The organism is Rhodophyticola porphyridii, from assembly GCF_003688285.1.
Lineage (GTDB): Bacteria > Pseudomonadota > Alphaproteobacteria > Rhodobacterales > Rhodobacteraceae > Rhodophyticola > Rhodophyticola porphyridii.
Genome location: NZ_RCNT01000013.1, coordinates 1 through 15,920, shown reverse-complemented (window position 1 = coordinate 15,920; position 15,920 = coordinate 1). Strand labels below are relative to the sequence as shown.

The 15,920-nt window shown below is 63.1% G+C and carries 14 protein-coding genes and 2 pseudogenes; 3 read left to right on the top strand and 13 right to left on the bottom strand.

Going from position 1 to position 15,920, the window contains the following annotated elements:
- Positions 1-41 precede the first annotated feature (41 nt).
- Both D9R08_RS18250 and D9R08_RS18245 read left to right on the top strand, forming a co-directional pair.
- A complete protein-coding gene (locus D9R08_RS18250; RefSeq protein WP_121899564.1) occupies positions 42-1,766 on the top strand; it encodes a M28 family peptidase in 1,725 nt (574 codons plus the stop codon).
- Positions 1,766-2,755 carry an NADPH:quinone reductase gene (locus D9R08_RS18245; RefSeq protein WP_121899563.1) on the top strand — a complete coding sequence of 330 codons (990 nt, stop codon included), beginning with the start codon at positions 1,766-1,768 and terminating at the stop codon, positions 2,753-2,755. The genes D9R08_RS18250 and D9R08_RS18245 overlap by 1 nt, the downstream gene beginning before the upstream one ends.
- Positions 2,756-3,514: 759 nt before the next feature.
- Here D9R08_RS18245 and D9R08_RS18235 read toward each other — a convergent pair.
- The 11 genes and pseudogenes from D9R08_RS18235 to D9R08_RS18180 all read right to left on the bottom strand — a co-directional run.
- A pseudogene (locus D9R08_RS18235) lies at positions 3,515-4,322 on the bottom strand (conjugal transfer protein TrbE); the annotation flags it as partial.
- A gap of 4 nt (positions 4,323-4,326) precedes the next feature.
- Positions 4,327-4,596: a VirB3 family type IV secretion system protein gene (locus D9R08_RS18230; protein ID WP_121899586.1), complete on the bottom strand. Its 270-nt coding sequence runs from the start codon at positions 4,594-4,596 to the stop codon at positions 4,327-4,329.
- Positions 4,596-4,823 carry a TrbC/VirB2 family protein gene (locus D9R08_RS18225; protein ID WP_121899561.1) on the bottom strand — a complete coding sequence of 76 codons (228 nt, stop codon included), beginning with the start codon at positions 4,821-4,823 and terminating at the stop codon, positions 4,596-4,598. The genes D9R08_RS18230 and D9R08_RS18225 overlap by 1 nt, the downstream gene beginning before the upstream one ends.
- Before the next feature lie 181 nt (positions 4,824-5,004).
- Positions 5,005-5,481, bottom strand: a complete 477-nt coding sequence (locus D9R08_RS18215; protein ID WP_121899559.1) for an SRPBCC family protein — start codon at positions 5,479-5,481, stop codon at positions 5,005-5,007.
- Positions 5,478-6,419, bottom strand: coding sequence for a DMT family transporter (locus tag D9R08_RS18210; protein ID WP_121899558.1), 942 nt, complete (start codon positions 6,417-6,419; stop codon positions 5,478-5,480). Before D9R08_RS18210 ends, D9R08_RS18215 begins: the two co-directional genes overlap by 4 nt.
- A complete protein-coding gene (locus D9R08_RS18205; protein WP_121899557.1) occupies positions 6,416-7,219 on the bottom strand; it encodes an alpha/beta hydrolase in 804 nt (267 codons plus the stop codon). Before D9R08_RS18205 ends, D9R08_RS18210 begins: the two co-directional genes overlap by 4 nt.
- A complete protein-coding gene (locus D9R08_RS18200; protein WP_121899556.1) occupies positions 7,216-8,322 on the bottom strand; it encodes a S66 family peptidase in 1,107 nt (368 codons plus the stop codon). Before D9R08_RS18200 ends, D9R08_RS18205 begins: the two co-directional genes overlap by 4 nt.
- 2 nt (positions 8,323-8,324) lie before the next feature.
- A complete protein-coding gene (locus tag D9R08_RS18195; RefSeq protein WP_147450728.1) occupies positions 8,325-8,807 on the bottom strand; it encodes a DUF5946 family protein in 483 nt (160 codons plus the stop codon).
- A 113-nt stretch (positions 8,808-8,920) separates the two neighbouring features.
- Positions 8,921-9,484 (bottom strand): GNAT family N-acetyltransferase, encoded by a 564-nt coding sequence (locus tag D9R08_RS18190; RefSeq protein ID WP_158599047.1) that lies wholly within the window; start codon positions 9,482-9,484, stop codon positions 8,921-8,923.
- 58 nt (positions 9,485-9,542) lie between these two features.
- On the bottom strand, positions 9,543-10,739 hold the full coding sequence (locus tag D9R08_RS18185; RefSeq protein ID WP_121899553.1) for an ABC transporter substrate-binding protein: 1,197 nt from the start codon (positions 10,737-10,739) through the stop codon (positions 9,543-9,545).
- Between the two features lie 171 nt (positions 10,740-10,910).
- Positions 10,911-11,249 (bottom strand): plastocyanin/azurin family copper-binding protein, encoded by a 339-nt coding sequence (locus tag D9R08_RS18180; RefSeq protein WP_158599046.1) that lies wholly within the window; start codon positions 11,247-11,249, stop codon positions 10,911-10,913.
- 173 nt (positions 11,250-11,422) lie between these two features.
- Between D9R08_RS18180 and D9R08_RS18175 the strand changes: the two genes are divergently transcribed.
- The gene (locus D9R08_RS18175; protein WP_121899551.1) at positions 11,423-13,867 is read left to right on the top strand and encodes an alpha/beta fold hydrolase; all 2,445 of its coding nucleotides are present in this window, start codon (positions 11,423-11,425) and stop codon (positions 13,865-13,867) included.
- Between the two features lie 156 nt (positions 13,868-14,023).
- Here the strand turns inward: D9R08_RS18175 and D9R08_RS18170 are convergent.
- Together D9R08_RS18170 and D9R08_RS18165 are read right to left on the bottom strand one after the other, a co-directional pair.
- Positions 14,024-14,176 (bottom strand): annotated as a pseudogene (locus tag D9R08_RS18170) (transposase); the annotation flags it as partial.
- A gap of 1,180 nt (positions 14,177-15,356) precedes the next feature.
- On the bottom strand, positions 15,357-15,920 hold a 564-nt coding region (locus D9R08_RS18165; RefSeq protein ID WP_147450726.1), incomplete at its 5' end, for an integrase core domain-containing protein.

The window sequence follows — 15,920 nt, the reverse complement described above, 5'->3', positions numbered from 1 at the left end:
GATGAAACTTTGTTTTGTCAGATGAAACAACGAGGTGTGCCATGAAGACTTCTGAAACCGCAATTCTCGACCAGGTGACGATGGAAGAGCCCTGGGGTCTGGTGGAAAGCTTCGCCACCTTCAAGCGGGAGCACCCCGATGATGTGAACCGCGGAATGGACGAGGTGGTTGAACGCCTCTCGCGCCATGGCGTCCCCGCGACGGTCCACAAGCCATCTCTCTATCTCAGCCTGCCCGGTGCCGCGCGGGTAGAGGCATCCGGCACGACCTACCGCGCCAAACCGCCGGCCTATGCCACAGATGCCCGTGGCGGGGTGACGGCCCCGCTTGTCTATCTCGGAGCCAATGCGGTGGACGACATCGACGACATGTTCGACGTCAAGATTGATGGCGCGGCGGATATGGCAGGCCTTGCAAATGGGGCAATCGTTATCTCCGAAGGTTTCGCAAGCCCGGTCATGGTGCGGCAGTTCGAGGATCTCGGCGCCGTCGGCGTCATCGCGATCAACCCGGGCGTCGATATTCACTGGGGGATCTGCACGACGATCTGGGGCGTCCCCGACCTTGACGATCTGCCGAGAAAACCGGGCATCCCCGCCGTCGCGGTCAACAAGCCCGACGGAGAGGCGCTGATCGCGCTGGCCAAGAACGGCGGCGACGCCACGATATTCACCGAAATGGAAGAGGGCTGGTTTGACAGCAAGCTCGTCGAGGTCGTGATCCCCGGCACGGAAGAGGCCGACAAATACGTCCTCCTGCACGGTCACCTCGACAGTTGGGACGTGGGCGTCGGCGACAATGCCGTCGGAGATGCCTGCATGCTGGAGATTGCCCGCATCCTTTGGGCGAACCGCGACAAGCTGCGCCGGTCAGTGCGGATCTGCTGGTGGCCCGGCCACTCCACGGGGCGCTATGCAGGCTCGACATGGTACGCGGATGCCTTCGCTCTCGACCTCGAAGAAAACTGTGTGGCCCAGGTCAACTGCGACAGCCCCGGCTGCCGTTGGGCGACCGAGTTCCTGAACCTGTCGCGCATGCCAGAGACCGACGACATGATCAGCGCCGTCATCCAGGAGGTTGCAGGCAAGGCCGCCGAAGGGGAACGACCGCACCGGGCGGGCGACTATTCCTTCAACAACATCGGCATCTCGGGCTACTTCATGCTGTCCTCCACGATGCCGACGGTCTTGCGGGAAGAGAAGGGGTATTACACGGTCGGTGGCTGCGGCGCCAACATCGCTTGGCATACGGAAAACGACACGCTCGAAATCGCCGACAAGGATATCCTAGAGCGCGACATCAAGGTTTACCTCCTGGCCATCCTGCGCACGGTCAATGCCGGGATCCTGCCCTTTGATTGGCGCATAACGGCGCGGGAGTTTCAGGATACGATAACGCAGTATCAGGCAGCCGCAGGCGACCGGTTCGACCTCTCTCCGTCAGCCGAGGCTGCGCAGCATCTTCTGGATGCGCTTGAGGCGTTCTATGCAGCGGCCCGCGCCGGGAAACTGGCCGAAGACAAGGCGAACACGGTCATTCAGGACCTTGCCCGTATTCTCGTGCCGATCAATTTCTGTCGCGAACCGCGCTTTCGTCACGACCCTGCGGCCACGATACCGCCGCTGCCGACGATCTACACGGCGGCGGAGCTCGACCAGCACGACGACACGCTCGGCTTTGCCCAAAACCAACTGGTGCGCGGGCAGAACCGGCTGGTTGCAGCACTCAGACAGGCAACGCGGCACATTTCGCTCGTCGCCGGCTGATGCGGGCGGTTCACTATAAAACCACGGGCCCGGCGGCCGAGGTGCTGCAACTGGGACGTTTCCCCGCGCCGGTCGCCGGCCCGGGGAACGTTCTGGTGAGGATCGCGGCCTCCGGCATCAACCCTGCGGACGTCAAGCGCCGGGCGGGCTGGGCCGGCATGCAAATGGACCACCCGCTGATCATCCCGCATTGCGATGGTGCAGGCACGATCGAAGCGGTCGGAGAAGGCGTCAGCGCCGATCGGGTGGGCCAGCGTGTCTGGCTGTGGAATGCGCAAGGGGGCTACGGGCAAGCTGGCCGCGCGTTCGGGACGGCGGCCGAGTTCGTAGCGCTGCCCGAAGCGCAGGCAGTCCCCCTGCCGGACCATTTCACGATGGCGCAGGGCGCGTGTCTGGGCGTGCCTGCGATGACCGCCCACCGGTCCGTCCTGTCGGATGGCCCGGTTGCGGGCAAAACGGTTCTGATTCAGGGAGGTGCGGGCGCCGTCGGCTATCTCGCGGTGCAGATCGCGCGAAAGGACGGCGCCCGTGTCATTGCGACGGTCGGCAGATCATCGGACGTCGAGCGTGTGCGGGCCCTGGGCGGTACGCCGATCAACCGCCACGACGAAGACGTTGTCGGCAAAGTCCGGGAACTGACCGATGGGGAAGGCGTCGACCGCATCGTCGAAGTCGATTTCGCGGCCAATCAGGCCGCGGATGCGCGGGTGATCAAACCGAATGGGATCATCGCCAGCTACTCAAGCACGTCGGACCCGATGCCGGTTCTCGACTACTACGCCTTCGCGTCCAGGGGCGCGAATATCCGCTTCATCCAGGGCTTCGCTTTACCCGAAAACGCGCGTGAGCAGGGCCAGCACTGGCTTGCGACCCATGACCTGGAAATCCCCATCGCCGCCACATTTCCCCTCGACCGCTGCGCCGAGGCGCATCTTCACGTCGAGCAGGCGAACGCATTTGGGCAAACGGTGGTCATGCTGGAGCAATAGTCTCATGCCTGCGGCAGACCCCTTGCAGTCCTGACCCGCTCCGTTGTTATGGCGCTCTCACCACTCGGTTTTCCAACCGTGAATCACGCCACCAGCCGGAATCAATAGATCCTGTTTCCATCATGCCGCTTCTCAACTCAAATTGAGCCGCGTAAGCGCGTAAGTGAAAAGAACGCCACAAGCCATTGCCGCCAGCAGATATGGTACCTGTAGTGCCTCCATGCGACCTATGCCTGGAGCTAGCGCGGCCACCAAAGCGCCCCAACTAAGCGCACCTAATGGCATCGAGTCCAAACCGAGAAACCGGTAGACTGGATTCACGTGCTCAAGAATTTCAAGGGTCAGAACAGAGGACGCAGTAATAATGCCGCAGCCAATGACGGTCTCAGATGCCACGGTTCTCGACGCTGCGCGTCAGGTGCTCGCGGACAAGGGAGCAGCGTTCACCTTGAGCGATGTCGCAGGTCGGCTTTGTCTGTCACGGGCAAAACTGATCCAGCGGTTCGGTGAACATGATGCCATCCTCCGCAAGATGGCGAGATGCCAAGTCGACGCGACCACCTCGTGGCAAGGAGGCACTCTGGCGCTCTCTCGTCGAGATCGTCGCAAGCATTGGCTCCGGGGACAGATTCTCCGCTAGCGTTGCGATTGCGGCGCTCCAGCCGAGCCAGGCCTAGAGCGCGTTCAGCGTTTCCGGGATGCAGGTAAAATCGCGCCCCTGCACGATATCTTCTCGGCGGCCTTCAACTTGGCTTCGTCGGCATCCGTCTTGTCGAGGCAGATCGCGCGGGTGCACCAGCGATACTCGAAACCCTGCGCGTTCAACTCGTCGAGCAGTCCGGGCCAGGTGGCGCTTGGCAGCCCGATGATGCTCAGGGTCTTGAGATGTGCGGCCCCGAGCCGGGGTGTAAGCCCACCGACCAACGGGTCATCGGCGAGCACCGCGTCCAGATGCATCGGCACCTCCGGCACGCGGAGGCGTGGGCGCCGGGTCGAAACGGTTGAATGCAGGTAGGTCAGGGTCTCTTCATCGGAGAGCCAGGCGATCTCCGGCATGAACCCGTCGAGCAGATCGGTCAGCCGGTCGGCGCGGCCGACAAAGCTGGAGATAAGATCCTGAGGTTTGGTGCTGCGATCCGGGGCGTTTTCGAGCAGCCAGCCTTCGGCGCGGCTCGCGTCGTCAGCGGACGGCATCCAGACCAACGTCAGGAAATACGCGCTCTCGAAATGTGCACCCGCTTCCTCGAACTGCGCGCGCCGTTCGGCATCGACAAGGGCCGAGACCGGATCGGGAAACTCGGAGGCGGGGTAGTCCTGCGCTGGGATCCGCTGCGCTTCCACGAAGACAGTCCAGCCGGAGCCAAGCCGCCGGAGCGCGCTGTTCAGCCGGGCCGATGTGGCTACCAGTTCGGCGGGCGTGGCTGAATCCAAATCCGGCCCCCGAAACCGCGCTGCGTTGCAGGCTGCCGTCCTTGTTCAGGATGACGCCGGGCGCGATCAATGCAGCCCAGGGCAAAAAATCGGCCAGTAGTGCGGATTTGGAGCGGTATTCGGCCAGACGCATCATCTGCTCAGACCCCGAACCAGGAGGGGTACCGGAGATGCCGTCGCGCCACCTCTGAGATCTGCGCGTCGTGCTTTGCTGCCCAGACAGCGAAAAGGTGGCCGACCAGCCAAAGTGCGAGGCCCACGAGCCAGAGCCGTAGGCCCAGCCCGATGGCGGCGGCGAGAGTGCCGTTGGCGATCGCGATGGTGCGCGGCGCACCGGCCAGCAGGATCGGATCGATCAGGGCGCGGTGCACGGGTGCGAAATAGCCGGGAATGCCAGTGGGGTTCTCCATCATATCAGCGCCCCGCCGCCGAAGGAGAAGAACGACAGAAAGAAGCTCGAGGCCGCGAAGGCGATGGAAAGGCCGAAAACGATCAGCACCAGCCGCCGAAACCCGCCCGAACTGTCGCCGAAGGCCAGCGTCAGGCCGGTGACGATGATGATGATCACGGCAAAGATCTTCGCAACCGGGCCTTCGATCGACTTGAGGATCGTCTGAAGTGGCTCCTCCCAAGTCATGCCCGAGCCGGCCGCGACGGCTGCGTCTTACAAGAGGATGGAGGCAATAGCTAGGATGGCGGCGCCCGTTGCGGTGCGCGCGTGGACACTTTGGGTCATGGGTTTTCTCCGCTCTGGAGATGACATCCAAAAATCCATGCAGTCCATGCTCTGGCGCAGCCATCGTAAAGGCTCGCCAGTTTCATGAGGCGAGCCTCCGATTCCCGGACACTCTCAGGCACCGTCGCCTTAACGCCCGGTTCTCGACTGCGAGCGCGGTTCGCAGGGCCAGCGCGGCGGCAGGTGAAAGGATACCGCGCGGGCGCTTTGCAACGAGACCCAGGAAGGAAAGGGTTCCATCAGCCTCCGGCGTCGCCTCATGAATGGCGCGAAAGGGCGGCCCAGCATCGACGGTTTCCCACTCCGCCCGGACCGGCGGCTCCAGCCGCGTCACTTGCCAAAGCCTGGCCCGCTGAAGGGGCTGACTGAGCCGGAACCGGGTTCCATTGGTGAGAGGATTGCCGTCCAGGCCATGCACCGCGCGCACGGTCGGGGACCATGTGGGCCAGCCGTCAATGCCAATGGTGACACTCCAGACAAGCTCGGGCGGCGCGTAGATCTGGATGCGGCTTTCGATGCGCATCATGCCGAGGTCATCCAGGTGTTGATGAGTGCTCATGGCTTTTTCGCCCCTGTCTCCAGGTCGTGTTGTCCGGCCAGCATCGAGACCCCCGGCGCGCGTTGAGTGCTCAACAGGATGAACAGACCCGCGGCGATGATCAGCGCGGCCCCGAGGACATCGACCGCGTCCGCCGTTTCTCCGAACAGGGCGACCCCGACGATCGCACCGCAGATCAGCCGCGTATACCGGAACGGGGTGACCGCCGAGACATCGCCGGTCCGCATCGCCGCGGTCAGGGCGATGTAGCCCGCAGCCCCCGCCAGCGCCGCGCCCGCCAGAACCGGCAGGTGGATGATCTCGGGGAGCCCAGGCGGCTCAACTTCCCAGACCGAATAGATAAGGCCCGCTACCACGACCGAGGCGAAACTGTAGAAGCCGAGCACGGCATTCGGGATCGCCCGCGGCGCGGCGCGCGTGGCGAGGTCCCTCAACGCCAACCCCAGCATCCCCAGAACGGCGAGGAAAGACATCGCGGAAAACTCTTCGGCCGACGGGCGTAGGATCAGCATCACACCGACGAGTCCAATCAGAATGGCCAGCCACCGAAGACGTGACACCCGCTCGCCAAAGACGAACGCCGCACCCGCCACGACGACGAGAGGTGTCGCCTGCAGAATGGCGACCGTGGAGCTCAACGCGGTCAGGACGAGTGAGAGGGTGAAGAACAGGCGCCCGAAAACCTCGAACCAGAAGCGCAGGATCATGCTGGGATGCATGAAGCCGGGCGGAGCGAGGGATTGCCCGCGACAAAGGCCGAGCAAGGCAAAGACCAGCATGCCAAGAGTGCCGAAAGCGACCATGACATGGGAGACCGGCAGCGATGCCCCGGCCAGTTTCAGGAAGACGTCCTCGACCGAGAACGCCAGCATGGACGCCACCATCCAGAGGCTTCCCAAGGCGTTCTGACGCCGGTCTGATGCGGGCAAAGGGGTCATGCCGACGGAACCTCGAATGTATATGGAAGTGCTGAACCGACCAAATGCGCGATACGGGTGGCGATCTCTCGTGCCCGACATTCCTCGGCCGGAAACCAATGACCGGCCCCTTGGAAGACGTGGACCTCCGCGCTGTAGCGCGCTGCGATCCGGCGCGCGGTTTCGATTGGCACGATGCGGTCCCTGTCACCGGCGAGCACCGCGCAGGGCACCTCGAGCGGCGGATCGGGGTCGAACCGACTTCCGGGCCTGAGCGCCGCAGCCTCCGACAGGACCCGACCGCTATCTTGCAGAAGTGTCCGGGCGATCGCGGGCGACGGCGGGTCCGGGTCCAGACGGCGGGCCGCGCCGAGGTCCAGAACGCCGCGCTGCCAGCCTGCGCCGAAGGCTAGGCGGAAGAACAGTTGTTGCAGCCAGAGGGGCACTCCGGTCCCGACCGAAGGCGGCGGAGCAGGGGCCATCAGAACGACACCGGCTGCGAGATCGTCGGACCCCAGAGCGAGCGCGAGGAGCGCGCCATTGGAATGGCCGCAAATGATGGGCGGTGTACCACACGCTGCGATCCGCTTGGCGTAGGTCCGCGCCTCGTCGAGCAGGAAGTCGAGCCCGATATGGGCCAATCCGGAGGTCATCCCGGCCCCCGACAAGGTGGCACGTCGGTGTGCCTCCGCCAGTGTCGGGTGCGTGACACTGAAACCGCGCCGCTCTAGCGCCTGTGCGATCGGGCGAAGCGTCTCGCCGGTTCCACCGAGGCCATGGAGTAACAGGACAGGCGGTCTGTATGTCGGGTCATGTTTCATGCGCGCCCCTCCGCCAGCGGCGCCCGATCGGTCACAGCGCCCTCCACGAGCGAAACCGACACAGCGTCGCAGTCGACCTCAGCCTCTATGCCAAACGGCAGTACGGTCATCGGATCGGTGTGGCCGAAATCTAGGCCGGTGATCAGGGGGAGGTGCCCTGCGTCATACTCCCCAAGAACCCTGGCAATCGCGGCGCCGTATTCGTCATGCCGGGTGGGCGCGACACCGCCACCGGGGCGCCCGACGATCAGGCCAGCAATCCTCGCGAGGATACCCTGCGCGCCGTAGCTGCGCAGCCAGCGCGCGACGAGTGACGGGGGCGGCGCCTCTTCCGATGTCTCGTAGAACAGGATCACGCCGTCCCACCGGTGAAGGGGTGGCCAGAGCTCGGTCCCCTTGATCATCTCCAGCACCTCCGCACAGCCGCCGATCAGAGGCCCTCGCACCCGCCCCGACCCCTGCCAGAGCCGTGGCGGCCCGGGTGCGTTCAGGCGGCGTTTGCGCGTCTGGTTGGCGGGGTCGGCCCAGTCGAGCCGTTCGTCCGTCCAGCCTTCGGTATTGCGCGGCAGCGGGCCGGGAGCGGAGGTCGAGAACAGAATCCGGCGCAGCGCGGCTTTGGTGAGCTCATGCATCCCGCCGTTTTCAGCGAATCCGGCCATGACGGTCGGGCCGTAGAAGCTCGTCACGCCGGCCTTGAGACAGGCGAAGTGCAGAACGGTCGCATCCGAATAGCCGATGAACGCCTTGGGGTTTTCAGCGATCACGCGCGGATCGAGCCAGGGGATCAGGCGGACGGAATCGTCACCGCCGATGCTGGCGATCACGGCAGAGATGGACGGATCGGCGAAGGCCCGCATGACATCGTCGGCCCGCGCCTCAGGGTTCCGGTCGAGCCAGTCTGCGGGCTTGCAGGCATTCGGCATGACCACGGCGTCAAGCCCGAACTCCTCGGCAAGGACCCGCATCCCGGCGTTGAACCTGTGCGGGAAACAGGCAGGACCGCCCCAGGACGGTGTGACGATCGCCACACGATCACCGGCCGACAGCACCCGAGGTTTGGTGAGCCGTCGTCGCCATGGACTGAAAGAACCGCAGTTCGTCATGGTCACACCTTGCAAAGCCTCTCCGCGAGTTCGTGAAATGGTCGCCAATCCTCCAGGACGCGCCAAGCATAGGCGTTTACCGTCATCTGGTGTTGATCCGGCGCTAAGAGATCCACGGCCAGGATGGATTGGCCTGGAGTCGGCCAAGGGTGCCCAAGCGGTTTGAAGTCGAACTCCGAAAGCGCCCGCCGCAGAGCGATGACCCTCGCTTCCGTCTGGCCAAGGCAAAGTTGGGCGTAGAGCGCAGCGAGATGCACATGCGCCGAGCGGATGCTGCGCCGGTCGTCACTCCTGCTGTGCTGAAGGACGTAGGCATCGGTCAGGAGTTGATGCGCGGGCCAGAAGCGGTGATCGGAATACTGCAGCGCGAGCGCTTGTCCGAACCGCGCCCAACAGCCCGCCGACACGGTGAGGGTATCGTGGACCGGGCCATCGATATCGGGAAAGCAACCTGCGCATCCCTTGCAAACACTGGTCTGCTCCATGTTTCCGTGCCTCCATCGATAACGGGACCTGCGCCATGGCCGGGCGACCATCCCATCCTCGCGGAGCTGGCCGGACGGCTGGTGGCCCCGGGGCAACGGTGTGTAGAAGACCTTCATCGGATATCCCGCGACATTCGGTAGCCGGGCACGACTGCCCCATCACCCGAGCCAACCATGACCTGTTCGTCGCTACGCCACCCGGCCGCGCGATATAGCCGCTCGCCCGCCACGGTCGCCAAAAGCTGTGCACGCTGGAATCCAGCAAGACGTGCGGCGGCCAGGGCCGTAGACAAGACGAGAGAGCCTAGACCTTTTCGGGCGAAGTCGGGATTCGTGTACATGGCGCGAATGCCGGCGGCGTCGGTTTCCGGATCCAGCATCGGGGCGTCGCCTGTACCCCGCCCGTTCGGACTGAACAGGGCGGCGCGACGGGACCAGCCACCGCTGGCCGCGATCCAGCCGTTCACTGTTGCGACATAGTAGGTGCCGTCCTCTATCAGGGCCGGATCGAAGGGCGTGATCCGTCTCATCTCCGTGCGTTGCTCGGGCGTCATGAGCGGATCGAGGAGCGTCGAAATCGAACGCTCCTTCATCTCCTCGAGGGCCGGACGGTCCGCCAAAGTGGCGCGCCGAATTTCGATGATCGGTGTTTCAAGAATAGCTGCTTGGTATGTCATATCACTATTTCCACATGGCGCCCCGCCGATGACTTCGGCGGGGCGGTTGAGGTTGCGACTACCAGACGCGTTGGGTCTCGAAGGCCGCGCCCCTGACTTCGAGTTCGCGGAAGGTGCCCGAGGCATTGCCGCCGGCGTCGAATTCGACATTGGAAACGCCGACATAGTCGATGTCCCCCCCTTCCGAGAGGATACGGAGGCCCTCGGCCAGTTCACCGACGCCGATGGGCGTGCCGGGGGCGTTGGCGATGCGGTCCATGTGCGCAGCGATCTCGCCCCGCTCGGCGGAGCCCGCCGATTGCATCGCCAGCGCGATCAGCGCAGCCGCGTCATAGCTTTCGCCACGAAACGGACCGATGCCGGTGATCCCCGCCTCCGCCGCAATCGCATCGAAACGCGCGGCGGCATCACCGTCCGAACCGGGAACCGAGCCGAACGACCCTTCCAAATGATCGCCGAGATCCGCCAGAAGCGTGTCGCCGATCATCCCGTCGGGCAGGATGAACCGCTCGAAGGCGCCCAGATCGAGCGCGGTCTGTATAATCTGGCGACCGCCCTGGTCCACATAGCCGATCACCAGCAGGTCCGATGCGCCGGAGGCCGCGAGGGTCGAGACCTCGGCGGTATAGTCGCCGCGTCCGTCTTCATGGGCGGCAGACACCGTCACGCGCCCCCCAAGCGCCTCGAAGGCACGGGTGAAGGCGTCGGCGAGGCCCTGACCGTAGTCGTTGTTGGTGTAGGTCACAGCGACCTCGTCGATGCCGCGCGCCATGGTCAGTTCGGCCAGCACTTCGCCCTGACGGGCGTCGGAGGGTGCCGTGCGGAAGAACAGGCCCCGATCCTCGATATCGCTGAGACCCGGGCTCGTGGCCGAAGGCGACACGGCCAACACCCCGTTGGGCACGGCCACGTTCATGGCAACGGCCGTCGTGGCCCCGGAACAGGCGGCCCCAAGGATGGCCGCGACACCATCGCCGATCAGCCGTTCCGCAGCCGCGGCGGCGGCGGAGGCATCGGCGCAGGTGCTATCGCCGCGAACGGCTTCAATCCGGCGACCGCCCAGGAACAGGCCCGAGGCGTTGATTTCATCGAAGGCAAGCTCGGCGGAGGCCGCCATGTCGGGCGTGAGCGACTCGACAGGCCCGGTGAAGCCCATCAGGACGCCGATCTTCACGGCACCCACATGGCTGTCCGCGATGGCGGCACCGGACGCAAGCGTCAGTGCAGTGGTAGTTGCAAGCAGATGTTTCAGCATTTCATTTCCTTTTCATGTGATTTGAGGGCCAGGATGGCCAGGATGGCCGCGCGATGCTCTCGCGCGGGGTGACGGGATCGGTGCGACCCGCGCCCGGACGTGTCCTCCACGGGCGAGAGAAACCACGCACGCCAGAGGATCATGAGGTTCTGCATGTTCGGGCTCCGGGGCTCAGTTCACGACGATCCGACCCCGCATCGACGAGTGGTCGCTGCAGAAATAGTCGGCGGCGCCGGTGCGGATGATGGGGACACGGACCGCCGCGTCGGGATCGATCCGGCCCGTGTGGGAGGCGGCAGCACCTTCCCGTCCGGCATCGAGGCCACGGACAATTGCAGATGCCGTGCGGGTCATGCGTCCGGTGTTGACGAAGGTCACGGTATCGCCCACCGCGATCTCCGGCAGGGCGGGTTCAAAGGCCATGCCCCGGATGGTCACCCGATGCTCCTCGGCCAAAACCGGCAGCGCGGTGCCCGCGGCGACCGCAAGCCCGGCAATGATGCGTTTCATGATGGTTGCTCCTTGATGGGTTGCGCTTGCAGAGCGACGCAAGAAGCACATAAATCCATCCGGAACAGCGAAGCTTGACAGACCCCTGAGCAAATCCTGAGCAATGCCTCGGTGTTTCTGATATCTTCGGTTTTGAAACGAATTCCGGCCTTTGCAAGCTTTGATGACATCAAATGATTTATGCGTTTGAACAGTTCACGATCGACACGTACCGCTTCCAGCTCTCCGGTCCCGAGGGCGCGATCGATGCCGAACCGCAGGCGCTGGAGTTCCTGATCCACATGATCCGCAATCGCGGGCAACTTGTGACCAAGGACATGCTGCACGAAACCTTCTGGCCGGATCGTGTGGTGTCAGACGCGGCCCTCTCGACTCTGGTCAGGAATGCAAGGCGCCTCGTAGGCGACTCGGGCGATGAACAGCGCGTCATCGCGACGCGCCATGGCCGTGGGTTCGTCTTTCGCGCCGAGGTCGAGGAACGCGAGGCCCCCGTGGTCGTCGGCGAGGCCATGCGGGATGCCGTGTCCCCGGCAAGACCGCGTGTCGAAGGGGCCCCCGCGATCATCGTCCTGCCCTTCGAGATCGTGGGCGATACCGCTGACACGCAGGGCCTGAGCGAAGGCGTGACCGAGGAGGTCATGGCGGCCCTTGCCCGGACCCGGTGGTTCCCAATGGTCGCCCGAAACCGCGTCCGGACCTTTCTCGAGCTTCCGCCCGAGGCCCGGCATCCTTTCCGCGAACTGGGCGCCACCTACCTCGTGGAAGGCGGCGTCTTTCGCGACGGAGATGACGTTCGGCTGCACCTGCAACTGACCGACACCGAGCCCGCGCTGCATATCCATGTCTCACGCCACGATCTGGCATATGACGGACTGTTCCGTCTTCTCGACGAAATCTCGACCATTGTCACGGCGACGGTCCTGCCCGAACTCCTCGAAGCCGAACGCATCAAGGCCGAGGCGATCGAGCGGGACGACCGCAACGCCTGGCAGGAATTCGTCCTGGGCCAGCACCTGATCGCGGCCCCCGACAAGAGCGCGAACACGGCGGCACGGTCGCATTTCCGCCGAGCCCTGTCCCTCGAACCCGGTTCGGGGAGGATCCATGCCGGCCTCGCGATGACGCATCTGTGGGACTACAAGTATGACTGGTCGGACAGCGCGGAGCTGTCCCTTGCGTCTGCCGCCCGCGACGCAGAGAGAGCCCTGGCCCTGTCACCTGACGACAGCTGGGCCTGGTCCATTCTCGCAATCTGCAAGCTGACCTTGCGCCGTTTCGATGCGGCTGTCGCGAGCGCCGGGAAGGCAATCGACGTCGATCCGGCCTCGGCCATGGCTTATGGCTGCCAGTCCTGGGTCCTTGCCTATTCCGGCCGCTACGAGGAGGCGCTGGCCGCCTTCGACCGGGCGATGCAGCTCAGCCCCAATGACCGGCGGCGCGGATTGTGGCTGACGGGCAAGGGCATTGCGCAATTCGGCCTGGGCGATTTCGAAGGCGCGCTGGACTCCGCCCGCGCACTTATCTCGCTCAGTCCCGACCACCCGTCCGGGCACCGCATGAAATGCGCCTCCCTCGCGAGCCTTGACCGCCTGGTCGAAGCCCGGCGCGCCGCCGCGGCACTCATGGGGCTCCTGCCGCATCACGACGTTGACGCGGCGGTCGCGCGACAGCCGTTCAAGACCGATCTGGGCCCCGCCTACGCGGATGCACTAAAAAAGGCGGGCTTGCAAAGCGGGAAGCCCGAAACAGGTCCCGCCGTCGCCGCAACGGAAATCTTCGAGCCCTATCCGGTGCGCTACGCCACGACACCCGATGGGGTTCGCATCGCCTGGTCGCGCATGGGCTCCGGGCCGCCCCTGATCGCATCGGTCAGCTGGATCGGGCATCTGGGGCGCGGGCACGCCAATCCGCTCAACAACCGCATCGTGCAGGCGCTGGCCGAGCGCTTTACGCTGATCCAGTTCGACCATCGCGGCATGGGCCTTTCTGAGCGAGAGATCGAAGGCACGACCCTGCGCGATTTCGCCCGCGATATCGAGACGGTCGCGAAGGCGGCCGAGCTGGACCGTTTTGCGCTATTCGCCATGGCACATGGCTGTGCTGTGGCGCTCGAATACCTGGAACACAACCCGGGCCACGTCAGCCGGCTTGCGCTTTATGGCGCTACATCGACCGGCTGGCGCCACCCCGAATGGGGCGAGACGACCGAGCGGACCGAGGCCATCATAGCCATCGCGCGGCTGGGCTGGGACGCCGAAGAGCCGGTGTTCCGGAAGCTCACCCTCGACGCCGTCCTGCCGGACAAGACCGGCATCGACACCGGCTGGCTCTACGACCACATGCGCGACACGATCCGGGCGGATGTTTCGGTGCAGATCATCGAAGCCATCGCGGATTTCGATTTCCGCTCGTTCCTTCCACGGATCGAGATACCAACCGTCGTATTGCATGCTTCCGGGGATCGAGCCGTGCCAGTGGACCACGGAAAGGCCGTGGCAGACACCATCCCCGGGGCGCGGTTCGTGGAGGTGCCCTCCAGCAATCATATCCTCACGCAGACCGAGCCGCATTGGCGCGAAACGCTCGATACGGTGATGGATTTCCTCGACGGCATCTGAGCCAGAGCGCGCGTTGCCTGCCGGCCCGATCCGGATGTCGGATAGTTCGTGCAGACGCGCGGCGGTTGAATAACGCGCCAATCCACGCTTTTTGAGGGAAAAACCCGAAGCGACTCAGGACTCCGCCAAGACCCGCAGGTTTACGGGTGTTAACCNAGGCGCGTCGCGCCACCGTAAACCATTGCGATTGATGAAGATAATCCCACTCAACACACGCCGATCATCGACGCGGGGTTTGCCGTGTGACTTGGGGAAGAAGGGCTCAAGACGCGCCATCTGCACGTCTGTTAGCCAGAAAAGATCAGACATGTTCACCGCTCGTTTTTTGAACCGTGAATCATGCCGCCACCCAAAAATCAATGGGTCCTGACCCTATGAGGTCGACGACAGAGATCTTCTCGTCTACTCAGTGCGTCAAGATTATGACCTATTATGGTGGCATATTGAGCTCGTTTTTCCCAGATGGTTAGCAGAAGCAAGGTACAATAGATGAGTGAGTATCAGACGCTTTACGATGGTACAATTGTACCCGTTATTCCGGGAGTCAGTTATGGAAACAGGCTGTCGGTTGAGCAAGATGGCACACGGATCTATCGATTAGGAGAGATTTCCACATAATTCTATGTCGCCGCCGACGTTGGTGTCTTTGGGAGCTATGAAAACAGATATAACTTTAATAGTGAATCTTGGTCGGGTTGGGAGGAATTGAGGGCCCAACATTTAGCTCTGAACATATTCCAGATACAAATTTACTTCCCGGCGTGGATGATGTGCCATTCACACTGGCCTGGAGTGAAGAGTCACAGAGCTACGCTGTTCTAGACGCAGAAATTTATATGAGGGTTGGTGTTGTTGGTGGACGTATAAACGCCTCCGTATCGGACCCCCATCTGGATGTCTTTATTTCATTAAGAGGAAGGCCCGGGTCAGGTTCCTTTGAGGTTGGACTAACCCTTCGCGACGATATACTGAAGAATGTTTTTTCAGATCCTGGAACGGCTGGCGGTACCATCTCCCTTAATCCGGGAACCGGCGAAATCTTTATAACAACGTATCTCGCTACGGGCCGTTATGGCTGGACTTCTATGACCTATTACTACTCCTCCTCAGGAGAGCTAATTGATATTTACTCTACTGCAATCCACCCAAATGTAGCTCAAGAACTCGACACCCGAGGTGACGCTGCTTACGATTTTGGCTTCGACGCTCGTAATGTCTTTAGATCCGATAGTGACAGGCCAGGACTGAACCTTCTTGATGTACTCTTTCCGACCCAAGTCGCAGGCTATCTGTTGGCGGATGGGCGTTATTACCAGGAATTTTCGAATGGCCGGGTCACTTCGTTGAATTATGAGTCGTGGGTCGCCCATACTATTGAGGGCCTGGGAGGGTGGACGCCACCGAGTGGAACTCGGATCGAGCCCCTCGGCGGCGGCTTTAAGATTGTAAATAACGATGGCTCTCCTTGGGAGCCGGGGCCACCGCGCGACTATTCGTTGGATGGTGCGTATGACGAAGATGGTGAAGGTACGCGAGANTTGGTGTTATAGTGGTTTCGCCATCGCCCGATGTCCTCGCGCGCATGGCGTAGTGATCGAAACCAGTGAAGGTTCAGACATTCGTCTCTGAACTTGCCATTAAAGCTCTCCACGAAGGCGTTTTGCACGGGCTTCCCTGGCTCGATGAACCTCAATCGGACACCCGTTCGTTCGGACCAATCGAACATGGCCTTGCTGGTGCCTTCGGGCCCGTTGGCCAGGATGATCTCTTCTGGCAAGCCGACGCGCTGCGCCAGGTCGTCGAGGAACCGGGCGACGCGTGCTCCGGGGATCGACACATCGACAATCTGGCCAGGACAAAACCGGCTGTGGTCGTCCACGATGTTCAGCACACGGAACCGACGGCAGTCAGCAAGCTGGTCGCTGACGAAGTCCAAGGACCATCGTTGCATCGGCCTTTCTGGCACTTGAGGCGCAACACGGTCGCGTCTGGGCAGCTTGCGCCGCTTCTTCGTGCGAACCTGCAAGCCCTGCTCGGTGTAAAGCCGATATGT